This window comes from Sphingopyxis sp. 550A, from assembly GCF_053569535.1.
This window is the reverse complement of sequence record NZ_CM131615.1, coordinates 846,190-871,875: the sequence shown is the minus strand read 5'-3', so window position 1 is coordinate 871,875 and position 25,686 is coordinate 846,190. Positions and strand designations below refer to the sequence as shown.

Below are 25,686 nucleotides of genomic sequence, written 5' to 3'. Positions count from 1 at the left end.
CTCAGGGTATCAGCACGACCTTGATGCACTCGCCGCGCGCCTGCGCGGCGACGGCTTCGTTGATCCGGGCGAGCGGAAAGGTCTGGATGAGCGTGTCGAAGGGGAAGCGTCCCGCGGCGTGATGCGCGATCAGTTCGGGGATGAAGCTTTGCGGGTCGCTGTCGCCCTCGATGATCCCGATGATGCGGTGCCCCGGAGTCATCAGCGCGGCGATGTTGACGCTGATCGCGGCGTCGCGTTGCGCGGGCACGCCGACGAGCCCGATCGCGCCATGGCTGCCGAGCGCGGCAAGCCCCGCCTCGATGACGGGCACGACGCCGCTAGTGTCGAACGCGAAATCGAGCCCGGCCGGAACGATCGCGCGCAGCGCTTCGGCCAGATCGCCGGCCTCGGCCGGATCGACGACATGCGTCGCGCCGAGCCTCCCGGCGATGTCGCGCCGCGCGGCGATCGGTTCGACGAGGATGATCGTCGAACATCCCTGGATCACCGCACCCATCACCGCCGCCAGCCCGACCGGGCCGCCGCCGAAGATCGCGATGCTCGACCCCGCGGGGCAGGCGAGCGAGTTCATCACGCCGCCCGCGCCGGTCTGGAACCCGCACCCCAAAGGCCCGAGCAGTTCGAGCGCGACCTTCGACGTATCGACCTTCACCACGTTGCGCGCGCGCGTGACGGTCAGCGCCGAGAAAGAGGACTGACCGAAGAAATGCGACGTGATCCGCTCATCGCCCTTCGCATAGGCGGTCGAGCCGTCGTCGAGCCGCATCCCGGCATAGTTCAATGGTACGAAGCTCTGGCAATAGCTCGGCAGATGCTCGTCGCAGCGCGGACAGGCACCGCAGCTCGAAAAGCCGACGACGACCGCGTCGCCGACGGCGAGGCCTTCGACGCCCTCGCCCACCGCCTCGATCACCCCCGCGCCTTCGTGACCGAGCACGCCGGGCAGCGCGAAAGGCGCGAACTGGTCGCGAAAGATCAGGTCGGTGTGGCAGAGCCCGACCCCCGCGATCCGCACCCGCACCTCGCCCGCGCGCGGCGCCTCGACCGCAATCGTCTCGATCGTGAAATCGCCGCCGGGCTGTCGCACCACGGCGGCCGTCGCTTCGGTCATATCCTTCTCCGTTCAATGAAGCCCGCGCCGCTCCTGCTGGCGATAGTCGCTCGGTGCCATGCCGAACCAGGCGCGGAAGGCGCGGCTGAAATGGCTCTGGCTGGTAAAACCCGTCGCCTCGGACAGTGCCGCGAGGCTGAGGTCGGTCTGGACGAGCATCTGCTGCGCGCGGTCGAGCCGCGCCTTCATCACATATTGATGCGGCGAAATGCCCGTCGCTTTCTTGAACAGGCGGCAGAAATGCGACGGCGTGACCCCCGCGACCGCGGCCATCGCGTCAAGGCTGTGCTCTTCCGCCGGGTTGGCGAGCACCGCGTTCATGATCTTGTGGAGGCGGTAGGCCGAAAAATCCGACACGGGGATTTCAGTCGGATTGCCATGCGCGGGCGGTCCCGAAAGAATATGCGCTTTCAACGCATTGACCATCGCCGAGACATAGGCGGTGCGCTCCTCGGCCTGCGGCGCGTAGAGCTCGGCGAGAATCTGGCGGGTCAGCGCGACCCCTAGCGGATCGGCGAAAGCAAAGCGCATCCGGCTGAACTGATCGGCGTGCGGCTGCCCCGCGAGCACGTCCGACGACATCGACAGCGTCACGACATCGAGTTCGCCATCAACGAGCCAGCCGGTCGGCATTCCCGCGGGGACGATCGTCGCGCAGCCGGGGATCGAGCTGGTCTCGGTCCAGCCGTCCCTATCCCACGTCTTGACCTGCGGCTTGCCCGCGACATGGACGGTGAAGATCGGCTGCGGCAGCGCGGGCAAGGTGTAGCTGCCAACGAACTGGCGCCAGCGGCAGAGCGACCAGCCGTCGCCGAACGATCCCATCTCGACATCGGGCGCGCGGCCGAGGACGTCGCAGATGATCTCCTTATTATCCCAGACGCTGTCCTGTTTCACGTCACCAGCCTGACCTCGAGCCGCTTGAAGCCGTTGATGAAGTTCGACCGCACGCGGCGCGGCGCTCCCACGACCTCGAAGCGCCGAACATGCCGCGCCATCCACGCAAAGGCCAGCCGCAATTGCATCTCGGCCAGCCGCGATCCGACGCAGACATGCACCCCCGCTCCAAAGGCGAGATGCTGACGGATCGGACGCGTCACGTCGAAGCGGTCGGGATCGGCGAAGATTGCCGGATCGCGGTTGCCGGCGGGATAGAAGACGACGACCTTGTCGCCCTTGCGAATCGCCTGTCCGCCGAGTTCGGTGTCGCGCGTCGCGGTACGGCGCATGTGGATCACGGGGCTGGCATAGCGCACCATTTCCTTGACCGCGTTCGGCAGCAGATCGGGGTCGGCGCGGATGGCATCCCATTGGTCGGGGTTGTTGGCGAAAGCGATCAGGCTGTGGTTGATCGAGTTGCGCGTCGTCTCGTTGCCGCCGACGAGCGCGAGGATCAGATTACCGATGAAATCGCCGAGCGGCACCGGCTCGCCACGGATTTCGGTGTTCGCGAGCAGCGAGGCGATGTCGGGTCCGGGCCTCGCGCGGCGTTCGTCGAACAGTGCGGCGGCAAAGCCCATGAATTCCTGCATGATCGCCGCCATCGCTTCGGGCGACTGGCGGAAATCGGGATCGTCCTCGCCGACGAAAGCGTCGGTCCAGCGGTGGAGATCGTGCCACATGTCGGCGGGCACGCCGAGCAGTTCGGCGAGCGTCAGCAGCGGGAGCGGAACGGTCAGCAGCGGCAGGATGTCGACCGTCTCGTTCAAGGGGACGTCGGCGAACAGCCGCTCGACCCGCTCGGCGATCCGCGCCTCGATCCCGTCGAGCCGCCCGGGCGAGAGCGCGGGCATGACGAAGCGGCGATATTGGGTGTGGGTCGGCGGATCGCGCGAGATGAAGGGGATGCCGATCGCCGCCTCGCCTGCCCCGGTCAGCCCGACCTCATTCTCGTTGAAGATGCGGTGTCCGCCATTTTCATGCGCCGAGGAGAAGAGATCGGCCTGTCGCGATACCGCGATGATGTCGTCGAACCCCAGCACCGCCCAGAAGCCCGCGCCATCGACCTCCGGGTTCCAGTGGACCGGGCCTGCGGCGCGCATCGCCGCAAGCTCGGCATAGGGCATGGCGCCGACATAGAGATCGGGGTCCTTGAGGTCGATGGCCGCCACGGTCAGAAGCCGTAGCGCAGGCTGACGCCATAGGTGCGCGGCGCCGATGGGACGAGAAAGTTGAACGGGAAACCCGCGCCGCGCAGGTCAAGCCCATAGCCATAGGTCTTGCGATCGAAGAGATTGTTGGCGAACAGCCGGACGGTCAGCGCGTCGTTCGACCAGCTCAGCGCCGCGTTCACCTTGGCGTTCGCGCCCTGCTGCAACTCGCTGTTCACCTGCGGCGTGCCGGGCGCGTCGATCTCGTTGAAGGGCGAGAAATATTGGCGGCTCGAATAGGCCATATTCGGCGCGAAGGTCAGCGTGCCCCCCGCGATATCGACCATGTCCCACTCGAAGCCGAGCTGCGCGGTGAGCTTGGGCGCAAAGGGAAGCTGGTTGCCCGAAAGGTCGGCGCCTTGCAGCGTCAGCTCCTTATATTTGGAATGCAGCCAGCCGAGCGACGCATCAATGCGGAAGCCATCGACAGGACGCAGCGTCGTTTCGACTTCGAGGCCATAGACTTCCGACGAGGGCGCATTGACGAGAAAGGAAACCGGCCCCGCCCGCGTGTCCTGAAGCTGCTGGTTGGAATAGTCATAGTAGAAAGCCGATGCGGCATAGGTGAGCAGACGCCCGCCCGCGCGGCCCTTGATCCCGACCTCATAGGCGTTGACCCGCTCAGGCTCGATATAGGAAATGCCGCTCGACGAGGTATAGCCGCCGCCGTTGACCGCCCCGGCGCGATAGCCGCGGTTGTAGCTGGCATAGAGCAGCATCCCGCTGTCGAAAGTATAGCTCAGGGCAACGCGCCCCGTCAGCGCATGGTTGGTGTCGGCGAGCGCGAAGCGTGCGGCGGGATCATAGGGACAAGTGCCCGCGACGCCCGCGCAGGGCACCGTCGTCGCAATCGGTGTGTCAGGATCGTCGACCCCGCCGACGAACAGATAGGCGAAGGCGTCGTCGTAGCGCGATTTGTCCGTGGTGTAGCGCGCGCCCAAGGTCAGCACGAGCCGGTCGGAGAGGTCGATGTCGGCCTGGCCGAACGCCGCATAGCTTTTGCGCACCTGCCGGTAATGCTGAAAGAAGCCGCCCGCCGGGGGCAGCGGCAGGTTGAACCGGTTGTCGGTGATGTTGCGGTCCCAGCCATAGAAGAGCCCGCCGACGAAGGTGATGCCGTCGCCGTCGTAATTGGCGCGCAATTCCTGGCTGAACTGGCGGTAGCGCGAGCGCCAGTTGATATCGAGCAGATCAAGCGGCGACCCGTCGGCCGCCTGCTGCAGGTCCTGCTTGCCGCCGTCGTAGCTGGTGATCGAGGTCAGGCTGAGCCGGTCGTTCAGTTCGAGCGCGATATTGGCCGAGAAGCCCCAGGCGTCGGTACGGTTCTCGCCAATGCGATTCTCGTCGGTCTCGAAGAAGCCGAGCCCGGTGCGAAAGGCGCCCAGGCCGTGGACCGCCGCCTGCGTCCCGCGATCACGCCCACCATAGGCGCGCAGCACGATGTCGAGCGTCTCGACCGGCTTAAACCGCAGCGACGCGCGGCCTTGCAGCGTGTCGACCGACGCCGCGTCGCGCCCGCCGGGAAAGACATTTTTGATCTGTCCGTCGCCCTTCGCATAATTCACCGCGAGGCGAAGCCCCGCGACATCCTCGGCGAGCGTCGCCTCAGCGGCGCCCTGCGCGGTGATCGTGTCGAAATTGGCGTAACCGAGCTGGGCATAGCCGTTCGCACCCGACAGCCCCGGCTTCTTCGTGATGAAGTTGATCGCGCCGCCGGTGGTGTTGCGCCCGAACAGCGTTCCCTGCGGCCCGCGCAGCACCTCGATGCGGTCGAGGTCGAACAGGCCCATGCCGTGGCTGGTGCGCGGCGCCAGATAGACGTCGTCGAGATAGACCCCCACGGGCGACGCCTGATTGCTGTTATACTCGTTCGCGACCCCGATGCCGCGCAGCGAGAAATTCGGCTGCGTATCGCCATAGGGGCTGTTGATCTGAAGATTGGGGACCGCATCGCCGAGCTGCGCCGAATTGGTGATGCCGCGTTCGGCGAGCGTATCGCCGCCGAGCGCGGTGACCGCGAGCGGCACGTCGAGCAGCGATTGTTCGCGGCGCTGCGCGGTGACGACGATGTCGCCGTCGGCGGCGTCGGTCCCGGCGGGCGCGCCGCCCGTCTCTTGCGCCAGCGCGGCGGTCGATGTCGAAATTGCGAGCGCGGCGAGAAGCGCGCGTGAAAAGGCCATGCTTGCCATATCATCTCTCCCGATCGAGGCCTCTGCGAACCTCATGGGAAAGAATTAGTTCGGCGCCCCCCGCGTGGCTTTAGCCTCGCCTGCAACGAGATTTGACATTTCTTGCGCGCCAGGCGCCCCGCCTGACGCTCCCGATCAGGGAATGATGACGCCAGTTTCGGTCTTCACGCGGTCGAGAGCGATCAGCGAGCGGAAGCTTTCGATGGCAGGATTTTCGACAAACAGGCGCCGCGTCAGCGCCTCATAGGCGGGCATGTCGATCGTGACGATCACCAGCGCAAAGCTGATCCCGCCGGTGACATAATAGCATTGCTGGATTTCGGGCGTGGCCCGGAACAGTGTCTTGGCGGCCTCAACCGTCGCCGCATGTTCGTCGATCAGCCGCACCTCGACGATCGAGGTGATAGTCAGCGCCGCCGCCGCCGGATCAAGGAGCGCGACATTCGCCCGGATGATTCCGGCCGCCTCCATCGCCGCGATCCGTCGCTGCACCGCCGCCGCGGAGAGGTTGACCGCTTCGCCAATCTCGCGCTGCGGCATCTTGTTGTCGCGCTGGACGAGGCGAAGGATCGCCTTGTCGAACGAATCGAGCGCGCGCGGGGAACGGTTGGCGGGACGGGACATGGATGCACTTTTGTTGCATTTACCGGTGCGATCAAGAGCGCTTCGCTCGCCCCGTCGATGCTATCGCCGCGCCGTTCGATAGCAAAGGAATCGGGGCCATGGCGCAAGGCGGAAAGGCGACTCTCGCCGGGGTGGCATATGGCATGGGAGCCGGCGCGCTCTGGGGTCTCGTCTTTCTGGCGCCGCAGCTCGCCTCGGCCTTCGGGCCGCTGCAACTGACGATCGGGCGCTATCTGGCTTATGGCCTGTTGTCGCTCGTCCTGATCGCACCGCGCCGCCGGGTGCTCGCATCGCATCTCGCTCGGCGCGACTGGCGCGAACTCGCCCTGCTCGCGCTGCTCGGCAACACGCTCTACTATGTGCTGCTGTCGGCGGCGGTGCAGGCAGGCGGCATCGCGATGACCTCGCTCGTCATCGGCTTCCTGCCGGTCGCGGTGACGATCATCGGCCGGCGCGACGCCGATGCCGTGCCACTCCGACGGCTGCTTCTCTCGCTGCTTCTCTGTGGCGCTGGAGCGATCTGCGTCGGGTGGCAGGCGTTCGCGCTGCTCGGCAGCGCATCGATCGAGCCGTTGATCGGCCTCGTTTGCGCGATCGGCGCGCTCGCCTCGTGGGCCGCCTATGCGGTCCGCAACAGTCGCGCGCTCGCCCGTCTCGACGCGATTTCCGCCCACGACTGGAGCCTGCTCATCGGAATCGCCACGGGCGCTCAGTGCCTGCTGCTGCTTCCGCTCGCACTCCTTCTCGAGAATTGGCGTCACGACGGTGGTGCGTGGCTGCTGTTCGCGGGCGTGTCGGTCGGGGTCGCGCTACTGGCATCGATCGCGGGCAACGCACTCTGGAACCGGATGAGCCGACTGCTGCCGCTCGCGCTCACCGGGCAGATGATCCTATTCGAGACCTTGTTCGCGCTTCTTTACGCCTTCTGGTGGGAACAGCGCGGCCCAACCGCACTCGAAGCAGCGGCGTTCGGCTTCGTCATCGCAAGCGTGCTTGCCTGCGTCGCGGCACACGGCGGGGCTGGCGCAAGGCCGACGAAGCTGGCAATGGAGGCCCCTGAGTAATTAGCTTACTAAGGAGTTTCTGGATGACGCACAGCCGCCCGATCGCCACCATATCCGCCGCGTCCGCGCGCGAATTGACCGACGCAGCGGCGACGGCCGCTGCGGAAATCGGCGTGCCGATGTGCATCGCGGTCTCCTGCGCCGCGGGCAATCTCCTTCATTTCCTGCGCATGGACGGCGCACCGCTGCTCAGCACCGACATCGCGATCAACAAGGCCTATACCGCCGCTGGTTTCGGCATGGCGACGCATGCGTGGCACGAGTTCATCAAGAACGACCCGCCGCTACTCCACGGCATCGTCCACACCGACCGCCTCGTCACCTTCGGTGGCGGCTATCCGGTCAAGGAGGGCGGCGCGGTCATCGGCGGCCTCGGCATCAGCGGCGGCCATTATCATCAGGACATGGAGGTCGCGACGAAAGCGCTCGCGGCGGTCGGCCTCGCGGCCGAATAGCGTCGCAACCTCCCTGCCCTACCGCCGCGTCAGGATATCCGCCCGAACGGCAATAATTGCTCGGCGAGGCGAGAGGCGCCCTTGTGGTCGCCCGCCTGGATCAGCGCGGCGACACGCTTCGCGGCCGCCTGCGTGATCCGGTCGACTTCGGCCGGGGCCGGCGCACGTACCGCCTTGTCGAGCAGCAGCTTTGCTGCCGGGGCGTCCTTCGCGTCGAGCGCGACGCGCGCCAGCCCCGCGTAAGCGGGAAAGAAGGCGCGGTTGCCGCCAAGGCTCACCGCCTTGTTCAGCGCCGCCAGCCCCTTACTTTTGCTCGCACCGAGCGCCGAGCCGCCGGCGAACCCGCCGACCTCGTTGATCACAGTCAGATGCCATCCGCCGAGCGCGATCTGCGCTTCGGGATCGCTGGGATGACGGTTCGCGAAGGTCGTCAGCAAATCGCGTCCGCGCCGCGCGTCGCCCAGCGACCGCGTCAGCTTGCCGCGATAGCCATAAGCGATCCCCTGCTGAAGCTGGGCGTCGCGATTTGCAGGCTCCTTCGCCAGCGTCGCGTCGAGCGACTTGATGGCCTGGTTCACCAACGCCAGCGCCTGCGTCTTGCCGCCGGTCTGAAACGCGGCGGTGACGAGCGTGGCGCGCGGGCTCGCGGCCGAAACGGCAGGCGCGGCGAGAACGATCGCGGCGGCGCCCAGAAAGGCAGTCGATTTATGCATATGTCGAAAACTCCCGTCGGTTGCCCTGTTCGAGATTGGATTGCCTGTATTTGACATTGATGTCAATTATAAATAGTGATCGCGCCGCCATTCCGTTGAATGGAGCGTAATTTTTGGCGATCTGCTCCGCTCTGATGGGTATGAATATAATACAATGTCAAATTCATGGGGTGCACCGATGGTGAGCGAAGAGGATATCCGGGTGCAGCGACGACGGAATCACCTGCTCCGCTGGGCGCCGCGGCTGAAAGTGACCGGCGGCGTGCGGCTGTGGCTCACGCGAGGCTTTCTGCGCGCCACGACGATCGGCTCGGCCGCGCGAGTCCGCCGCCGCGGCATCGCCCTGACCCTGTCGCGTCTCCCGACGCCCGACCGCACGCCCGTTCGCATCCTCCGGCCCGACGGTCCGCCCAGGGGCGTGCTGATCGATTTCCACGGCGGCGCCTGGGCGGTGGGCCTCGCCGCGATGGACGACAAGCTCAATGCCGGTTTTGCCGCGGCGTGCGGCCTGCTGGTCTTCTCGGTCGACTACAGGCTCGCGATGCCGCGCTCGATCGCGGCGATCCAGGCCGAGTGCGCGGCGGCGGCGCTGGCGATCGCCGAGCGGCAGGATGTCGCGCACTTGCCGATATTCCTCACCGGCGAGTCCGCCGGCGGCCATCTCACGCTGTCGGTCGCGCTGATGCTCAGGGACCGGCCGGAGTGGAGCAGCCGTTTTCGCGGCATGGTCCTGCATTATGGCGTCTACGACCTCGGCGGCACGCCCAGCGCCATGACGGCGGGCAAGGACAGTCTCGTCCTCCACGGCCCCACGCTCGAACGCCAGATCGCGCGGTTGTGTCCCGGCCTGACCCGCGAGGAAAGGCGCCGGCCCGATCTCTCACCGCTTTACGGCGATCTGACCGGCTTGCCGCCCGCGCTGATCGTCGTCGGCGACATCGATCCGCTGCGCGACGACAGCATCCAGCTCGCCGAGCGGCTGCAAGGCGCCGGGGTCGAGGCTGAGCTGGCGCTGCTGCCCGAGGCGCCGCACGGGATCATCCACTTTCCCGGCTCCTATGCCGCGAAGGTCCGCGAGCGCGGCCATTGCTGGCTCGCGCAGAGGCTGGCCGCCATCCCCGCCTGACCCTCCCTCTTCCGGTCCGGCGGCGCCTTCGTGCGCGCTGTCATATTGACGAACGCGCGGCGGCGGTTCAGGAGTCACGGCATTGCGCCGTCGGCGGCCACCCCGCCGCGCCGACGCGCCGCCGTCCCACGCACCGGGGGAATAGAGGGACCATCATTGACCGAAGTGGCGAAAGTTCCAAAGGAACCCCGGGTCCGGCGGCGCAAGTGGATGGGGGACAAGGCGCGCGAGGAAGGGCTGATCGCCGCGCGCAAGCTGCTCCTCGAAGGCGGGCCGGGCGCGGTGACGCTCGCCAATGTCGGCGAGGCGATCGGTATGTCGCACGCCAATGTCCTCTATCATTTCGGCTCGGCCGCCGACCTTCAGTCGGCGCTGATGGGATCGATGATCCGCGACCTGACCGACGCGCTCGACAGCGCGGTCGAGCGCATCAAGACCGACGGCGCCGCGCCGCGGGTCATCGTCGATCAGGTGTTCGACGCCTTCGGCGAGGGCGGCGCCGGCCAGCTTGCCGCCTGGATCGCTTTGTCGCGCGACTTTTCGCATCTGGAGCCGGTGCGCGAGGCGGTGAACAGCCTGGTCGTCGCCTTTCGCGACAAATTCCTCGACGAGGACGCCGACCCGCGCGTTCGCTCCGCCGTGCTGATGGTCGCGACCTGTGCGTTTGGCGATGCCGTGATCGGCCCGCACCTGCGCGACATGCTGGGCCAGGACGAGGACGCGATGCGCAGCCTGGCGGCGAAACTGCTGCCGATGTTCGTCATCGGGCCGCTGTAGCCTCCATCTTCTTCCAAAAAAGCGGGGCGGACCAAGGCCCGCCCCCCAGTGGACGCTTCCCGGAGTGCGGGTGGGAGAGCGGTTGGATCAGTTCCCGAAACCGATGCTCAGCTTGATGTAGGGACCGTGGATCGTGCGGTCATATTTGCCGGGCCCGCTTGCGTCGCCGCCATCGATGGCGTTGAAATAGCGATCCCAGCGATACCCCGCCTTCACGCCGACGCGCCCGATGCTGTAGGACAGGCCGGCTGCAGCGCCGAGCGTCGGGACGGTGACGCTGTTACGGCGGGTAATGCTGACCTGGTTGGTGGTCGTGCTGGTCGGTCCGGTGATATTCGCAAGCGCGACAAACAGGCGCTTCTGCAAATCGGTCAAAAAGTCTCCCGTAGCGTTGTCGCGGAATTCGCCGATGCTTTCGTCCGCCGTTATGCGGGACGCCTGACGGCCGAACAACAATCCCGCCGACATTGCCCAGTCGAAACCAACGGCACCCGTTTCGGGCGAGCCGAACAAATCTATCGTGCCATCCCATTTCGCGACGGGACCAACGCCGTGAAAATCCCTCTCTATCGCTGCATAGCTTTGATAGCGATGGAAGGTATTGAAACCATTCGCGAGGATATTGTTACCCTGAACATTGTCCGGCGTCGCCAGAATGTCGAGCGACGTGTCCGAAGCAAAGTCGGCATAGCGTGCGCCGAGACCGAACGAGGAGCGCATGTTCTTTCCAATCGGAATATCGCGGCTCGCGATGAAATCCAGGATCAAATGCTTTTCCTGATCGACCGCCGCAGCATCGGCAAAGCTTGTGTGGCGAAAGGCAAAATTAAGGTCGCAGGTATCCGAGTAGGGGCAAACCGGCGCTCCCACCTCTTCATCGCGGAGACGTCGGCTCGACCCATCCTTGCCGTGACGCAGTTCGGCAGTCAGTTTCCATGGGCCATCGTTGGGCTGGAAGATCAACGCTAGATCAGTGCTATCGCGCCACGACATCCGCCGATCGTTCTGAACCGCCGCGAAAGAATCAAAGCCCGTCGGAAAGTCATTGGTGAATGCCGGGCGATAGGGCGCATTGCCACCACTATGCCGCAGCAATTCCACCCCACCTTCCAGCGTCACATCCCACGGCGTCCCCGGCGTATGCGGCCGGTTAGCTCCGCCGAAACCGAAGGGAAGCCCCGAAAATTCCTTGGTGACGCGCAGCCCGTAGCGGCGCGGTTCTGTCAGAAACATATTCGTGACGAGTTGCGTATCGTCGCTAAGCAGGAAGGCGCCGGTAATCGCGGTCTTGTTGAAGACATTCTTCACATAGGCCATGATGTTCCAGCCTGCTGCCTCGTTATGCAGCAACAGCGCGGCGTTGACGGTGGAATAGGGCCGGATGCGGTCGTAGTCGGGGCGATTGAAGATACGTGCCCAGCTCTTTCCCTGGTAATAATAATCGCCATGCAGCGTCGCCAACCAGTCTCCACCAAGCGGGACAGTGTAATCGGCGTTGACGGACACGGTGACGTGCGGCGCGTTGGGCAGTTCATTGCCCGACAGGTCGGTATAGAAGCCCTCACCATTATTGGGAGCGGTCGAGGGGTCCCATCCGGCATAACCGGGCTTCCACGCCAGCATCGAAAGCCCGTTGCCCGTCGTCGGATTGGCGACATAGGGAGCCGCAGTCACCGGATCATAGCCGAGTTGATAGGCAAGTTCGCACGGACCGGCATTCCCGCCGCCCTTGCCACCCAGATTGATCAGCGCCGGATCGCCAGCCGCTCCCCACTGAGGGGACTCTCCCGCCGGTACGACTCCCTGAAACAGGGCGGCAGGCAGAATGCAGTTCGATGGATAGGCGGGAAAGGGGCGCACGACCACCCAATCGGAATTGCCCGCCGTACGATCCATCAGATCGATTGCTTGCGATCCCTTTCTCAACTTGCTGCCTTGATAGCCGAGTTTCAATCCGAGTTGAAAATTGCGTGTCGGATTCCACGCCGCTTCCAACTCAGCGCCCCACACAAGCGTGTCGAAATTCAGGTTGACCGCCGACCGATTGACGATCTGCGAAATCTGATAGCCCTTGTAATCGTAGAAGAAGGCGGCCGCGTTCACCGTCAGCGTGCGGTCCAGCAGCTCGTTCTTGATCCCGACCTCGAACGCATTGACATATTCGGGCGCGAAGGTCGCGGGGCTGGTCGCCGACTGCCGGACTAGAGCATCGGTTACATCACTTTTGCCACCTACACCAAATGTATAGGCAACGGTGCCTGTAGGGGGCGGATTCGCGCCGCCCGCCTTGTATCCGCGCGAAGCGGAAGCATAGAGCAGCGTGCTATCAGTGAACGAAAGTTCAGGCTTCCAATCGATGCTGACCTTACCGCTCGGCTTGATCCATTGCTGGCGGATCGTTGTCGCGACCGAATAGCCCGCCGTGTTGCCCCCAAGTATCCAACTCGGGATGCGCGGCGCCTTCTTCCGGTCCACTGTCAGTCGTCCCCCGACCGTCAGCTTCAAATTGTCCGCAAGGTCGTAATAGGCTTCGCCAAACGCGGACCAGGAACTCAGCGCATAGGGATTATTGCTAAGAAAATAATTATGGCCCTGTCCGTTGAGATTATCCAACGAATTGGGATCCATATAGATACAGCCTGCGACGGAATAGGCACGATTGGGATCCGGCGGCTGCAGCCCGTCCTGCAAACATTCGCGGTTGTCGCTGACGCCGGCCTGATAGGGCGGCATCTCAAGATTGCCTTGAAGCGGCCCCATTGCCCCCAGGAGGCCAAACGAATTGAAGAATACGTAGAATTTCTCGTCTGTTTTATATCGCAGGAAGTTTGCGCCGATATTGAAGTTGAACGGCCCTTCATTGCTCGATGTCAGGCGGAACTCCTGGGCAAACTGGGTCGACTTGGCGACCGAAAGATCGACGCCGGCCAACCTGTCGGTACAGCCAATCTGCGGGTCGCAAAAAATGCCTGTCTGGAACATCTCGCCTGGATGGAGACGATCGGGAACTTCAACCGGACCGAGTTCGAGCACGCCCGGCCGGGCAGTTCCATTACCGCCATAGCCCCATGCGCCGGGCGCCGTGTTGAATCTGTTGAAGTCCTGAGTCGAGAAGATTTTGTCGGTCGAATAAGCCGTTTCGGAACTGAGCTTCAGATTATCCGCCACGTCCCAGCCGAGCTGCAACTCGAAGATATTCGATCGCGCGCGATAGTCAGGCTCGATGGTCGATTCGATCTCGCGCAGATTGCGCGATTGTGACCGGCTGAGATAGGGATCATCCAGGACGGCAGGCAAACCAATGCCTCCGAGCGGCAGATAGTAAGGGGCCGAAACGCCGTTGGGCGTCTGGTAACTCTCATCCGAGTAGAAACTCGAAGGCAGACATCCCTGGCTGAAACTCGCCTGGACACCCGAAAACAATACGCTCTGCCCTTTTTCGGGAAGCTCCTGGAAATGCGTCACCGGAAACCCCGCAACCTCGGTCCTTTCATCGGTCTTGCACAATTGCTTGCCCGAACGCAGGCGGTCGTCCTTCTCGTTGAAATGCTCCCAGACGAAATTGGCTTCGAAATTGTCGGTCGGGCGGAACAGCAGGCTGGCGCGCGTCGACCAGAGGTCGCGGCCGTCGATCTGCTTGTCGGTGATACTGTTGTGGACATAACCGTCGCGCTTCGTCCACGCACCCGCCAGGCGGAGCGCGACCTTGTCGTCGACGATCGGGATGTTGATCATCCCCTCGGTGCGGATCTGGTTGTAACTGCCGACGTCCACCGACAGCTTCGCCCCCGGCTCGAACTTCGGTTTCGCAGTCACCAGATTGACGACGCCCGCAGTGGCGTTGCGGCCATAGAGCGTGCCTTGCGGACCGCGCAGAATCTCGACCCGCTCGAGGTCGAAGAATTCCTGTTCGAAAAAGCGGTTGCGGATGAAGGGGGTATTGTTGAGCGCCACGCCGACCGCCGGGTCGGTGGTGACCGAGATCGCCTGCGTGCCGATGCCGCGAATCTGGATCGAATAGCCCGAGAAATTGGTCTTGGTGAAGGTCATGTTGGGGACCTGCGTCATCAGGTCGGGTCCGCCCGTCACCTGGCGCGTCGTCAGTTCCTCCATCGTCACTGCGGTCACCGCCGCGGGCACGTCCTGGATCGATTCAGCGCGTTTGCGCGCAGTGACGACGATCTCGTTGCTGCGCCCCTGCCCCTCCTCGGCTGCCGGTTTCTGATCCGCAGCCTCATCTGCCAGCGCCGGCATTGCCAGACACATCGAAACCGCGATCAGACTGACGGCCGCACCGGCCCGCGAGACGCTTCTCGACCCCATGATACTCTCCCCTGAAGACGGCGGAATCTGGTCCGCCTGTTCTTGTTGCCCGATCATGGTTTCGTAAATTGACTTTGATGTCAATATCAAAATCCCGATTGCCGAAACATGAACTATAGTGCCCGGAAAATCGAGGCCAGGGTCGCGGGAAATGCATGGTTTTCTGGATAGCAGCGGGCGGGCGCCCGCCGATGCACTCTGATTCCTGTTGACATCAATGTCTAAACGAATCTATTTTAACATTATTGTCAAAACGGAGTCGAGCCCATGACCCTCGAAAAACGCCTTTCCTCCAAGAGCCCCGACGATCTGTCGATCACCATCCGCAACCTCCGCTTCCGGTTCGATGGGGACGCCGCCGCCAGGGACGGCAACGCGCGCGACCGGCGCTGGTGGCACGGGGGCGATCCGGTCGCGACCGCCTTTTTCAACGCGCTGTCGGCAACCTTCCCCGACGGCGAGAAATTCTTCATGGATAGCGTGCGCGAATATCGCCACCTGACCAGCGAGCCGCTGCGCTCGCAGATCAAGGATTTCGTCGGCCAGGAAGCGGTGCATAGCCGCGAACATCGCGAATTCAATGCGCTCGCCACCAATGCGGGTTACGACATCGCCAGGCTCGAGGCGCGAACGCAGCGCGTCATCGCGCTCGGCAAGCGCAACGCGAAGATACGACAGCTCGCGGCGACCTGCGCGCTCGAACATTTCACCGCGATCCTCGCCCACGCGCTGCTCGAAGCGGAAAGCACCGACCTCGCCGGCGCGCCCGACGAGGCGAAGCGCATGTGGAGCTGGCACGCGATGGAGGAACTCGAGCACAAGGCAGTCGCCTTCGACACGATGATGGTCGCGACGCGAAACTGGTCGTCGCTGCGCCGCTATTTCCTGCGCACCGTCACGATGGTCGCGAGCACCCTGCTCTTCTTCTGGACGATCGGCGCCAATATGGCTTCACTCTATCGCGAGGACCGCATCAACACGCCCGCAACCTGGTGGAAGACCGCCAAATATCTGCTGGGCAAGCCCGGCGTGCTCCGCCGCTGCTTCTTTCCCTATCTGCAATATTACCGGCCGGGCTTTCATCCCTGGGACCATGACGACCGCGACCTGCTGACCGCGACCGAAGCGAAATACGGGCTGGCCGCAGCCTGATGCGCTACGATCTTGCGGGGCGCACCGTCGTCCTGACCGGCGCCGCGAGCGGCATCGGCGCCGCGCTGGCGGGCAATCTCGCCGCGCGCGGTTGCCGGCTGGCGCTGGTGGACCGCGACCGGACCATGCTCGAATTGGCCGCGGCGCCGCTGGGGACGGCGGTGTCGAGCCTCCACGGCGTCGACGTGACCGACCGCGCGGCCGTCGCGACGCTGCCCGCCGAGATATTGGGCAGCGACGGCATCGCGCATGTCGATATCCTCATCAACAATGCCGGCATCGCGGCGATGGGCCGTTTCGACCAGCTCAGCCTCGACGAGTTCGACCGGGTGATGGCGGTCAATTTCGGCGGCGTGCTGGCGATGACCAGGGCCTTTCTGCCGCACCTCGGCTCCGATGCCCGGATCGCCAATATCTCCAGCCTGTTCGGCCTGATCGCGCCGCCGGGCCAGCTTCCCTATGTGACCAGCAAGTTCGCGGTGCGCGGTTTCACCGAAGCGCTGCGGCACGAGTTGGCCGAGACCCGGATCAAGGTCACCGCGATCCATCCGGGCGGTGTCCGCACCGCGATCGCGCGCAATGCGGAGATCGCGGGCGCGATCGACCCCGACCGCGCGGAGGCGGCAACGGCGGCGTTCGGAAAACTGCTGCGGATGGAGCCCGATCGCGCCGCCGCCCTGATCGTTCGCGCCATCGAAAAAGGGAAGCCGCGCCTGCTGATCGGCGGCGACGCCGTGTTCGGCGATCTGCTCGCGCGCCTCGCCCCCGCGCGATACGGGCATGTGCTGCGCGCCCTGATGGGCGGAATGCGCGAGCATGTCGGGACGATGACGCGCGGGGGCGAGGCGTCGTGACTCCCATCGAACCCGAAGACCGCGTCGAGGTGCTGATCGTCGGCGCGGGGTTCAGCGGGCTCTGCCTCGGCGCGAGGCTCATTCGCGAGGGGCAACGGAATTTCGTCATCCTCGAAAAGGGCGACAGCGTCGGCGGCACCTGGCGCGACAATCGCTATCCGGGGTGCGCCTGCGACATTCCCTCGCATCTCTATTCGCTCTCGTTCGGGCCGCGGCCCGACTGGTCGCGCTATTATCCGACCCAGCCCGAACTGTTCGCCTATCTGGAGGAGGTGGCGCGCCACTTCGATCTTGGCCCGCACCTGCGGCTGAACACCGCCTTCGCCGACGCCGAATGGGATGCGAGCGAGTCCGTGTGGCGGGTGCGCACGCGCGACGGGCGGCTGTTCAAGGCAGCGGTTCTCGTCTCGGCGATCGGGGCGCTGCATGTGCCCGAAAAGCCCGCCATCGCCGGGATTGAAACCTTTCCGGGCGCAGTCTTTCATTCCGCCGAATGGCCGGCCGATTTCGATGCGACCGGCCGGCGCATCGCGGTCGTCGGAACCGGCGCCAGCGCGATTCAGTTCGTGCCCGAGCTGGCGAAAGAGGCGGCCTCGCTCACCCTGTTCCAGCGCACCGCGCCGTGGGTGCTGCCGAAATTCGACCGGCCGATCGGGGCGCTGCAACGCACGGCGCTCCGGCACCTTCCGGGCTATCGGCGCCTGCTGCGCGCCGGCCTCTATTGGCTGCACGAAGCGCGGCTGCTGGTCTTTACCGGCGGGACACGGCTGCGCCGTCTCGCGCGCCGGCACGGCGAACGGATCATCGCCCGCGCGATCCCCGACAAGGGGCTTCGCGCCGCCGTGACCCCGGCCTATGATCTCGGCTGCAAGCGCACCTTGCTTTCCAACGATTATTATCCAGCGCTCGCCGCCCCGGATGTTTCGGTCCGCACCGACCGCGTCGCGCGGGTCGAGCATAATCAGGTCGTGACCGCGGGCGGCGACCGCGTCACCGTCGATACGATCATCTTCGGAACCGGCTTTCAGGTCGTCGAATCGCTGAAGCGGCTCGATATTCGGGGAGTGGACGGCGCGCGGCTGGCCGAGGCCTGGCGGAATGGACCCGCCGCCTATCTCGGCCTGTCGGTTCCGGCTTTCCCGAATTTCTTCCTGATGCTCGGTCCCAACACCGGGCTTGGGCATAATTCGCAGATCCTGATGATCGAGGCGCAGGCCGAGCATATCATCCGGGCGCTGCGCTGGATGCGGCGCTCGGGGGCAACGGCGATCGAGGTTTCGGCCGCACGCGCCACCGCCTTCGACCGCGATACCCAGCGCCGGCTGCGCACCAGCGTCTGGGCGCGGGGCGGCTGCCAAAGCTGGTATCAGGATATCACCGGCCGCGTCGTCGCGCTGTGGCCGCGTTCGACGTTTCTTTACATCCTGCTCTGCCGGCGGCGCAAAGCCGGGGAATATGGGATCATCGCCTGCGCCCCGTCGCAAGCGCGGGTGACCGGGCCGTGAGCCGACCCTAGCCGCTCTCGCCGAACAGCTCGCGCTGCGAGGCTTCGAGTTCCTCGAAGTAGCGGCGGCGGGCATGTCGCTCGGTCACCACGCCAATCACCTGCTCGTCGTCGTCGATCACGACGAGTTCGTCCGCCGACGCCTCGTCGAACAGCTTCAGCACCGACCGGATGTCCATCGCCCGGCGCAGCACGATGCCCGACTGGGTCGCCAGCCCGGCGACCGCCGACGTCTCGTCGAGGTCGGGATGGAAGGCGGCGGCCGTCGGAACGATTCCGCGATAATGCCCCTCGGCGTCGATCAGGATGACCTTGGCGGTCTTGCCCAACGGCACGCGTTCCCGGAATTCGGCAACGGTCATATCCTGACTCACCGCGGTCCAGTCGGTCCGCATGATGCGACCGGCGGTCAGCGTCATCAGCCGTCCGATGTCGCGCGGGCTGCGGATGGTCGAACCACGCAGGTGCAGCCGCCAGGTCGAGAAGGAATAGCCGAACATCTCGCGCGTGAAGGCGCTAGACACCAATGTCGCGGTGAGCACGACGCCCATCAGGGCAAAATCATGCGTCGTCTCGAGCATCAGCACCGCCAGCGTCATCGGCCCGCCGACGATCGAGACCGAAAGCGCCGCCATGCCGACGAGCGCGGCGTCGTTCGGATCGATGAAGGCGCCCAGCGGGCCCAGATTGACGAGACCCGCGAAAATCTGCCCGATCAGCGACCCCAGAAAAAGCGAGGCAAAGAACAGTCCGCCGCGAAACCCGAAGCTGAGCGAAATGACCGACGCCGCGATCTTGAGCAGCAGGACGATCGCGAGAAAGCTCAGCGCCGGGCGCAGCACCAGATCGAGATGGAGCGCGCCATGCCCCGCCGACAGCGTCTGCGGCGACAGCATCGCCAGTGGAATGAGAAGAAGCCCGCCGACGACCGGCTTCCATCCCGCGATGCGCCGCCAGCCATGGACGCGCAGCTCGGTGAAGGCGACGAGGCGCATGATCAGCATACCGAACAGCGCGCAGAGCAGACCGAGCAGCGCGTAAAGCAGATAGTCGGACACCGAAAAGGCCCGCCCCGCCGTCGTCGCGATCAGATAGGGATCGGCGCCCAGCGCGCGGCTCACGAATACCGCGGACAGGGCGGCCGCCATCACCGGCGCGATCGCGGCCGGGGTGTAATTGCCGATGACGATCTCGAAGGCATAGAAGGCGCCGGTCAGCGGCGCGCCGAAAGCCGCGCCGATCGCCCCGCCCGCCCCCGCGCCGACCAGGGTGCGCAGGTCGCCCCGGCGCAGCGTGAACCACTGCCCGAGCTGCGACGCGACGCCCCCGCCCATCTGGGCATAGGCGGCCTCCAGCCCCACCGACGCCCCCGCGCCGTTCGAGATGATCGTCTGCGACGCGATGACCAGATTGTCGGCGAAGGGAATCCGTCCGCCGTGCAGCGCATTGGCCTCCACCACGTCGACGGGAATGCGCTGACGGTTGCGCAGTCCGCGCGCGAAGAGCATCAGCATAAGCCCGCCCACCGGCAGCGCCAGCAACTTCCACGGATGGTGGATCATGCCGAGCGCGCTGAGCCGGTTGATCGTCACGCCATAAAGCAGACTCTGGATTCCATGCGCGATGAGCTGCTGAACGTTGGTCAGCGCCCCCGCCGCCAGCCCCGCGACCGCCGCCAGCAGGATGAAAGCCGCCTCGCTTTCGCGCAGCCGTCGCCGCTGCCGGGCCGCGGCGATCACGAGAGCGGATTTGCGCAGGCGGACCATCGCGAGCGCTCCAACGCCTTCCACGGCAGCGGGTCAAGCGCTTTCGGGAAAAGCTCAGCCGATGACGCGCATCAGGCGCAGCCAGAGTTGCTGATCGAAATCGGCGTCGGGCGCATCGGCGCCGGTGCGGACGACGACCAGATCAAGGCTCGGCACCACATAGAGTCGGCGGTCGAGAAAGCCGAAGGCGCCGACCAGATCGGAAGGCGCCGCGGCGATCAATGGTCCGGCTCGGCGTCCTTCGGTCGCACGAACCGCATAGGCACCGCCATTGAGCCACCAAAGCCGCCCATAAGCGGGATTGGTCGGCGAGCGCTCAAACATCGCTTTCAGGCCGGCCTTCGACACGATGCGCGTGCCGTTTTCGGCGATACCGCCGTTCAGGATCATTTGCCCGAAGCGCGCGGTATCGCGCGGCGAGGTGACGAGTCCCGTGGCATTGCCGACGTCGGCGAGCGCCGCCGGCCGCTCCCGCCACGCCGTTTCGGCCATGCCGGCGGGCACGGTCAGCCAGTCGCGCGTCAACTCGTCGAGCGGCAGCTTGCTCGCCGCGATCAGGACGCGCTTGGAGACCGCATAGACCGCGGTGTTGTAGAAGAATTGCGTCCCGGGCGGAGCGACATAACCGAATTTCTCGTCGAGCCCAGAATTCATCTGCAGGATGTTGATCACCCGGATCTGCTTTTCCTGCGCGGGCGAGGCTTTCGACCAGCCGACGCCGAGATAGTCGTCGACCGGCCGGTCGACGTCGATCAATCCCTTGTCGACCGCGACGGCGACGAGCGCCGCGATGAAGCTTTTCTGCTGCGATGCGACATCCTCGAGCAGCGCGCCGCTCGCGGTCTTGCCGTAAAGGAAGATCGAAAAGGTCCGGTCGTCGGGCGCCGGCCAATTTTCCTCGACCAGCGTCCGCCCGCCGCGCACGACGAGGAAGCCGGTGCTGCGCTGCCCGCGCGCATAATCGAGCAAGTCCCGCATCGCCGCGTCCCGATCGGGCACCGCATGCGTCGCAGCCACGGCAGGAGACGCATCGGTGACGGCGGGGTCGCATCCCGCGAGCCAGCAAGCCGTGACGGCCGCCGCGAGGCCCGAAATTCGCCGCACATAGCTCTCCCTTGTTTCGCTCCTGCCCTTATCGTTGCATGGCGGGTTGACCAATGCAAACGGGTCGCGCCATGCTCCGTCCGAAACGGCGAGAGGCAAGGCAATGGTCGACGGCAGCAGACGAAGCTTTCTGGGCGCGGGCGCGCTGCTGCCGCTGGCAAGCATGGGGGTTCAGGCCGCTTCTCCTGCAAGCAGCACGATCGAGGCCGACCTGCTGCGCTATGTCGGTTTCGGCAACAAGCGCGCCGGCGGCCCCGGCGACATGGCGTGCGGCGCGTGGCTGGCGGATGAGCTCAGGAATGTGGGCTATGCCGTCGAGCGACAGGATTTCGCAGCCCCCTGGTTCGACGCGGCCGTCGCCGAACTGGTGTGCGGAGACCGGACGACCCCCGTCTATCCCCAACCGGTCGTTATCCCGACCGGCCCCGGCGGCGTTTCGGGACCGCTGGTCCGCGTCGATCCGCACGGCCGCGCCGCCGCCTCGCTGCAAGGTGCGATCGCACTCGTCGACCTGCCGCACGCGCGCTGGTCGTCGATGCTCGCCAAGGCGGCGCGCGGACCGATCGAGGCGGCTTTTGCCGGTGGCGCGAAAGCCGCGGTGGCGATCACCAACGGCCCGACGGGCAAGCTGATCGCGCTCAACGCCGATGGCCGCAAGCCGATGTTCGCGGGGCCGGTGGCGCTTATCGCTCCCGAGGACGCCGATCCCTTCCTTGCGGCCGCGATGCGGGGGGGCGAGGCACGCCTGACGATCGACGGCCGGGGCGGCACGCGCCCGGCCTTCAATTTCGTCGGCCGGATCGATCGCGGCAAGGGGCGCTGGCTGGCGATCTCGACGCCGCGGTCGGGCTGGTTCGGCTGCGCCGCCGAGCGCGGGCCGGGCGTCGCAGCGTGGCTCGACCTTGCGCGCTGGGCACCGAAAGCGCTGCCCGATCACGACCTCGCTCTCATTTGCAACACCGGCCATGAATATGAATATCTCGGCGCCGCCGAAGCCATGAAGCAAATCGCGCCGCCGCCCGCCGCGACACGTTTCTGGCTGCATATCGGCGCCAATGTCGCGGCACGCGACTGGCACGACCTCCCGGGCTATCTGACCCCGCTGCCCAGCGTCGACAGCCAGCGCTTCCTGTCGATCTCACCGGCGCTGCTCCCGCTGGCGCGTGCCGTTTTCGCCGGTCAGATCGGCTATGAAGCTCCGGTTTCGAGCGAAATACTGTCAGCGGGCGAGCTCGATGAGGTCATCAAGGCCGGCTATGCCCCGGCGGCCGGGGTCTTCGGCATCCATCGCTTCCATCATGTCGCCGACGATGACGAACGCTGCCTCGACGCTCCCGCAACCATCGCTGCGGCACAGGGATTTCGGCGGCTGGTCGAAGCGGTCGCCGGCACGCCGGGCTGAGGCGAGACGCGCCGTCGCGCGCCTCGCCCGCCGGACTTGAACTATCAGGGCAGCGCAGCGGTCACGATGATCTCGACCTTGTACGCATCGGTCGCGAGCCGCACCTCGCCGGTGGCGCGGGTCGGCGCATTGGCGCCGCCGAGCCAGTCTTCCCAGACGGCGTTCATCGCCGCGAAGTCGCCCATGTCGGCGAGCCAGATGGTCGCGGTGAGCAGGCGGTCGCGGCTGGTTCCCGCCTCGGCGAGCAGCGTGTCGATCGACGCGAGCACCGCGCGCGTCTGCGCGGTCGCATCCTCGCCGGGGGCGCCGATCTGACCCGCGAGATGGACGATGCCGTTGTGGATAACGGCCTGGCTCATGCGCGGGCCGCTATGCAGGCGTTCGATGGTCACTCTTCATTCTCCTTCGATTGAAACGGTCAGCGCGCATAGCGCGAAAGGGCCAGGTCCGCATGGTCGATCGGCGGCGGCGTTCCGCCGATCAGGCTGGCGATCAGCCGCCCGGAACCGCATGCCATCGTCCAGCCCAAAGTGCCATGGCCGGCATTCAGGAAAAGATTAGGCAGTCGCGTCGCGCCGACGATCGGCGTGCTGTCCGGGGTCATCGGCCGCAGCCCGCTCCAGAAATTCGTCTCCGCGCCCTGGACGGCAGCGCCCGGAAACAGGTCGTTCAGCGAGTGCAGCAGCGTCTCTTCGCGGCGCTCCGACAGCGCGCGGTTGAACCCCGACAGTTCGGCCATCCCGCCGACGCGGATGCGGCTCCCCAACCGGGTGATCGCGATCTTGTAGCTTTCGTCGAGCAGCGTCGATACCGGCGCGCGGCTTTCGTCGGCGATCGGAACGGTGACCGAATAGCCCTTGACCGGATAGATCGGCACGTCGAGCCCGAGCGGGCGCAGCAGCCCCGGCGAAAAGCTCGCCAGCGCCGCCAGATAGGCATCGCCCCGGATCGTCCCGCGATCGGTCCGCACCCCGACGATCCGCCCGCCTTCGGTTTCGAGCGCTTCGATCGCGGTGTCGTAGAGGATTTCGACGCCCATCGTCGGCAGGCGATCCGCAAGCGCGCGCGTAAACAGGTGGCAGTCGCCCGTCTCGTCGCCGGGCAGTCGCAGGCCGCCGACAAAGCGATCACGCGTCGCCGCGAGCCCCGGCTCCGCGCCGACGCAGCCGTCGCGCTCCAGCAGCTCATAAGCGACCCCATAATCCTTCAGGACCGCGATGTCGCTCGCGCTGTCGTCGAACTGCTTTTGGGTGCGGAAAAGCTGAAGCGTCCCCTGCGAGCGATGGTCATAATCGATCCCCAGCCTCGTCCGCAGCGCGACAAGCTCGTCGCGGCTATATTCGGCGAGGCGGACCATGCGGCTCTTGTTGAGCGCATAGCGCCCCGCCGTGCAGTTGCGCAGCATCGCGAAAACCCAGCGCAGCATCGCGGGATCGAAGCGCAGCTTCAGGATCAGCGGCGCATGATGCATGAACAGCCAGCGCAGCGCCTTGACCGGAATGCCCGGCGCCGCCCAGGGCGAGGCATAGCCCGGCGAGATTTCACCGGCATTGGCAAAGCTGGTTTCGAGCCCCGGCCCCGGCTGGCGGTCGATCAGCACGACCTCGTGCCCGGCCTCGGCCAGATAATAGGCCGACGTGACGCCAATGACTCCGGCGCCGAGAACCACGATCTTCATGCCCTGTCTCCCACATCGAGCGATTGGCCGGCCTCGACGAAAATCCGCGCATGGCGCGATCCTAGGCGGGTCAAGATTTCATAGGGGATCGTCCCCGCGTCGCGGGCGACGTCGGCGAGCGACTGCGACGGCCCGATCAGTTCGACCAGATCGCCTTCGGCAAGCGCCGCGGCGCGCGGGTCGCTGATGTCGATCGTCAGACTGTCCATCGACACGCGCCCCGCGATCGGCAGCGGCACGCCGTTCCACCAGACGCGGCCGACCCCGCCGAGATTGCGCGGCCAGCCGTCGGCATAGCCGATGCCGATCGTGGCCAGCCGCTGCCGGTCGCTCGCGATATGATCGAGCCCATAGCCGACGCCGGTGCCCGGTTCGATCTCGCGGGTTTGCAGGATGCGGGCGTGCAGCGTCGCGACGGGCTGCAACCCCGCGGCCGCCGGTCCGGGATCGACGCCGAACAGCGCCACGCCGGGGCGGACGATATCGCCATGGAATCTCTTCGGCAGGAACGATCCGCCGCTGTTGGCGAGCGAGGCCGGGACGCCCGGAAACAGCGCGCGGCCCGCAGCGAAGGCATCGAGCTGCGCCGCATTGGCGGGATGATCGGGTTCGTCGCCGCATGCGAGATGGCTCATCACGAGGCGCAGGTCGATCTCGTCCGCGAAAGCGGCATCGCGCGCCAGCCGTTCGGCCTCGGCGAGCGGCAGGCCGAGGCGCGACATGCCGCTGTCGAGTTGCAGCGCCGCCGGAAGCGCCATCCCCCGCGCCACCGCGAGCCCGCGCCACGCCGCCACCTGCGAAGACGAATTAAGGACCGGGATGTGGCCCGCGTCGGCGCAACGCGGCTCAGCACCGGGGTCGAGACCGTTCAGTACGAAGATGTCGGCATCGGCGTCCAGCCCCGCGCGCAAGGTGTCGGCCTCGACGAGCCGCGCGACGAAGAAGGCCCGGCATCCCTCGCGATACAGCGCCGCCGCCACGCGTTCGGCGCCAAGGCCATAGCCGTTGGCCTTGACCACCGCGCCGGCGCGCGCCGGCGCGACACGGTCCGCGATCGTTCGATAATTGGCGCGGATTGCGTCGAGATCGATCCGAAGGATGCTCGACGACAGGATTTGCGGCATGATCCCTATCTCCCGGAACCGGAGATAGGCAAAGACTCTTCCACTTTGTCATTTATCTCGAGTAGAAACCGGCATAATCGGCGTATCGATTCGAATAATATGCGAAGGTATCGCAGAATATGCAGTCCCTCGACGCCATCGACCGGCGCATTCTCAACCGCCTGCGGCTCGACGCCCGGATCACCAATCAGGCGCTTGCGAGCGAGGTCGGACTGTCGCCTTCGGCCTGCTTGCGCCGCGTGCGCCTGCTCGAACAATCGGGGGTGATCCGCGGCTATGCCGCGATCGTCTCGCACGCCGCCCCGCACGAAGGGACGACCGCGATCGTCCAGATCGAGCTCGAACGGCAGACCGAGGAATATCTCGTCCGCTTCGAAAAAGCCGTGCGCGATCACGCCGAGATTCAGGAATGGTATCTGATGTCGGGAAGCGGCGATTATGTCCTGCGGGTGCAGATCGACGGGATCGACGCCTATGGCGCCTTCCACCGCGACGTGCTCTCGCGACTGCCCGGCGTCTCGCGGATCATGTCGAGCTTCGCGATGCGCAGCAACCGGCGGATGTAGA

The 25,686-nt window shown here is 65.6% G+C and carries 21 protein-coding genes; 9 read left to right on the top strand and 12 right to left on the bottom strand.

Annotated features, from left to right (window positions below; translation table 11 throughout):
* Position 1 precedes the first annotated feature (1 nt).
* The 5 genes from ACVENA_RS04200 to ACVENA_RS04180 form a co-directional block, all read right to left on the bottom strand.
* The gene (locus tag ACVENA_RS04200; protein WP_449327781.1) at positions 2-1,114 is read right to left on the bottom strand and encodes an NAD(P)-dependent alcohol dehydrogenase; all 1,113 of its coding nucleotides are present in this window, start codon (positions 1,112-1,114) and stop codon (positions 2-4) included.
* A 12-nt stretch (positions 1,115-1,126) separates the two neighbouring features.
* Positions 1,127-2,011: a helix-turn-helix domain-containing protein gene (locus ACVENA_RS04195; RefSeq protein ID WP_449327780.1), complete on the bottom strand. Its 885-nt coding sequence runs from the start codon at positions 2,009-2,011 to the stop codon at positions 1,127-1,129.
* Positions 2,008-3,225: a cytochrome P450 gene (locus tag ACVENA_RS04190; protein ID WP_449327779.1), complete on the bottom strand. Its 1,218-nt coding sequence runs from the start codon at positions 3,223-3,225 to the stop codon at positions 2,008-2,010. Before ACVENA_RS04190 ends, ACVENA_RS04195 begins: the two co-directional genes overlap by 4 nt.
* A gap of 2 nt (positions 3,226-3,227) precedes the next feature.
* Positions 3,228-5,453 (bottom strand): TonB-dependent receptor, encoded by a 2,226-nt coding sequence (locus tag ACVENA_RS04185; protein WP_449327778.1) that lies wholly within the window; start codon positions 5,451-5,453, stop codon positions 3,228-3,230.
* A gap of 135 nt (positions 5,454-5,588) precedes the next feature.
* A complete protein-coding gene (locus ACVENA_RS04180; RefSeq protein ID WP_449327777.1) occupies positions 5,589-6,077 on the bottom strand; it encodes an Lrp/AsnC family transcriptional regulator in 489 nt (162 codons plus the stop codon).
* A 98-nt stretch (positions 6,078-6,175) separates the two neighbouring features.
* Here ACVENA_RS04180 and ACVENA_RS04175 point away from each other — a divergent pair, with 98 nt between their 5' ends.
* Together ACVENA_RS04175 and ACVENA_RS04170 are read left to right on the top strand one after the other, a co-directional pair.
* On the top strand, positions 6,176-7,141 hold the full coding sequence (locus ACVENA_RS04175; protein ID WP_449327776.1) for a DMT family transporter: 966 nt from the start codon (positions 6,176-6,178) through the stop codon (positions 7,139-7,141).
* A gap of 23 nt (positions 7,142-7,164) precedes the next feature.
* Positions 7,165-7,596: a GlcG/HbpS family heme-binding protein gene (locus ACVENA_RS04170; RefSeq protein WP_257548391.1), complete on the top strand. Its 432-nt coding sequence runs from the start codon at positions 7,165-7,167 to the stop codon at positions 7,594-7,596.
* Between the two features lie 29 nt (positions 7,597-7,625).
* Here ACVENA_RS04170 and ACVENA_RS04165 read toward each other — a convergent pair whose 3' ends face one another.
* Positions 7,626-8,309 (bottom strand): hypothetical protein, encoded by a 684-nt coding sequence (locus ACVENA_RS04165; protein WP_449327775.1) that lies wholly within the window; start codon positions 8,307-8,309, stop codon positions 7,626-7,628.
* Positions 8,310-8,511: 202 nt separating this feature from the next.
* On the opposite strand from ACVENA_RS04165, the gene ACVENA_RS04160 reads away from it, so the two are divergent.
* Together ACVENA_RS04160 and ACVENA_RS04155 are read left to right on the top strand one after the other, a co-directional pair.
* Positions 8,512-9,435 carry an alpha/beta hydrolase gene (locus tag ACVENA_RS04160; RefSeq protein ID WP_449327774.1) on the top strand — a complete coding sequence of 308 codons (924 nt, stop codon included), beginning with the start codon at positions 8,512-8,514 and terminating at the stop codon, positions 9,433-9,435.
* Between the two features lie 210 nt (positions 9,436-9,645).
* Positions 9,646-10,212: a TetR/AcrR family transcriptional regulator gene (locus ACVENA_RS04155; RefSeq protein WP_329629080.1), complete on the top strand. Its 567-nt coding sequence runs from the start codon at positions 9,646-9,648 to the stop codon at positions 10,210-10,212.
* An 87-nt stretch (positions 10,213-10,299) separates the two neighbouring features.
* Here ACVENA_RS04155 and ACVENA_RS04150 read toward each other — a convergent pair whose 3' ends face one another.
* On the bottom strand, positions 10,300-14,535 hold the full coding sequence (locus ACVENA_RS04150) for a TonB-dependent receptor domain-containing protein (protein ID WP_449327773.1): 4,236 nt from the start codon (positions 14,533-14,535) through the stop codon (positions 10,300-10,302).
* A gap of 267 nt (positions 14,536-14,802) precedes the next feature.
* Here ACVENA_RS04150 and ACVENA_RS04145 point away from each other — a divergent pair, with 267 nt between their 5' ends.
* The 3 genes from ACVENA_RS04145 to ACVENA_RS04135 are packed head-to-tail and all read left to right on the top strand — an operon-like array spanning position 14,803 to position 18,046.
* On the top strand, positions 14,803-15,687 hold the full coding sequence (locus tag ACVENA_RS04145; protein WP_449327772.1) for a metal-dependent hydrolase: 885 nt from the start codon (positions 14,803-14,805) through the stop codon (positions 15,685-15,687).
* Positions 15,687-16,541 carry an SDR family NAD(P)-dependent oxidoreductase gene (locus tag ACVENA_RS04140; protein WP_449327771.1) on the top strand — a complete coding sequence of 285 codons (855 nt, stop codon included), beginning with the start codon at positions 15,687-15,689 and terminating at the stop codon, positions 16,539-16,541. Before ACVENA_RS04145 ends, ACVENA_RS04140 begins: the two co-directional genes overlap by 1 nt.
* Complete coding sequence (locus tag ACVENA_RS04135; protein ID WP_449327770.1) at positions 16,538-18,046, top strand: flavin-containing monooxygenase; 1,509 nt, start codon at positions 16,538-16,540, stop codon at positions 18,044-18,046. The genes ACVENA_RS04140 and ACVENA_RS04135 overlap by 4 nt, the downstream gene beginning before the upstream one ends.
* Positions 18,047-18,053: 7 nt before the next feature.
* Here ACVENA_RS04135 and ACVENA_RS04130 read toward each other — a convergent pair whose 3' ends face one another.
* Positions 18,054-19,811: a chloride channel protein gene (locus tag ACVENA_RS04130; RefSeq protein ID WP_449328887.1), complete on the bottom strand. Its 1,758-nt coding sequence runs from the start codon at positions 19,809-19,811 to the stop codon at positions 18,054-18,056.
* 54 nt (positions 19,812-19,865) lie between these two features.
* A complete protein-coding gene (locus ACVENA_RS04125; RefSeq protein WP_449327769.1) occupies positions 19,866-20,915 on the bottom strand; it encodes a serine hydrolase domain-containing protein in 1,050 nt (349 codons plus the stop codon).
* A gap of 103 nt (positions 20,916-21,018) precedes the next feature.
* On the opposite strand from ACVENA_RS04125, the gene ACVENA_RS04120 reads away from it, so the two are divergent.
* The gene (locus ACVENA_RS04120; protein ID WP_449327768.1) at positions 21,019-22,317 is read left to right on the top strand and encodes a hypothetical protein; all 1,299 of its coding nucleotides are present in this window, start codon (positions 21,019-21,021) and stop codon (positions 22,315-22,317) included.
* 44 nt (positions 22,318-22,361) lie between these two features.
* On the opposite strand, the gene ACVENA_RS04115 is transcribed toward ACVENA_RS04120, so the two are convergent.
* Genes ACVENA_RS04115 through alr form a run of 3 tightly spaced genes read right to left on the bottom strand, consistent with a single transcriptional unit; the run spans position 22,362 to position 25,119 of the window.
* Positions 22,362-22,709, bottom strand: coding sequence for a RidA family protein (locus tag ACVENA_RS04115; protein ID WP_257548373.1), 348 nt, complete (start codon positions 22,707-22,709; stop codon positions 22,362-22,364).
* Between the two features lie 26 nt (positions 22,710-22,735).
* The gene (locus tag ACVENA_RS04110; RefSeq protein ID WP_449327767.1) at positions 22,736-23,995 is read right to left on the bottom strand and encodes a D-amino acid dehydrogenase; all 1,260 of its coding nucleotides are present in this window, start codon (positions 23,993-23,995) and stop codon (positions 22,736-22,738) included.
* On the bottom strand, positions 23,992-25,119 hold the full coding sequence (alr, locus tag ACVENA_RS04105) for an alanine racemase (RefSeq protein ID WP_449327766.1): 1,128 nt from the start codon (positions 25,117-25,119) through the stop codon (positions 23,992-23,994). Before alr ends, ACVENA_RS04110 begins: the two co-directional genes overlap by 4 nt.
* Before the next feature lie 119 nt (positions 25,120-25,238).
* Between alr and ACVENA_RS04100 the strand changes: the two genes are divergently transcribed.
* Positions 25,239-25,685: an Lrp/AsnC family transcriptional regulator gene (locus ACVENA_RS04100; protein WP_329629068.1), complete on the top strand. Its 447-nt coding sequence runs from the start codon at positions 25,239-25,241 to the stop codon at positions 25,683-25,685.
* Position 25,686 lies beyond the last annotated feature (1 nt).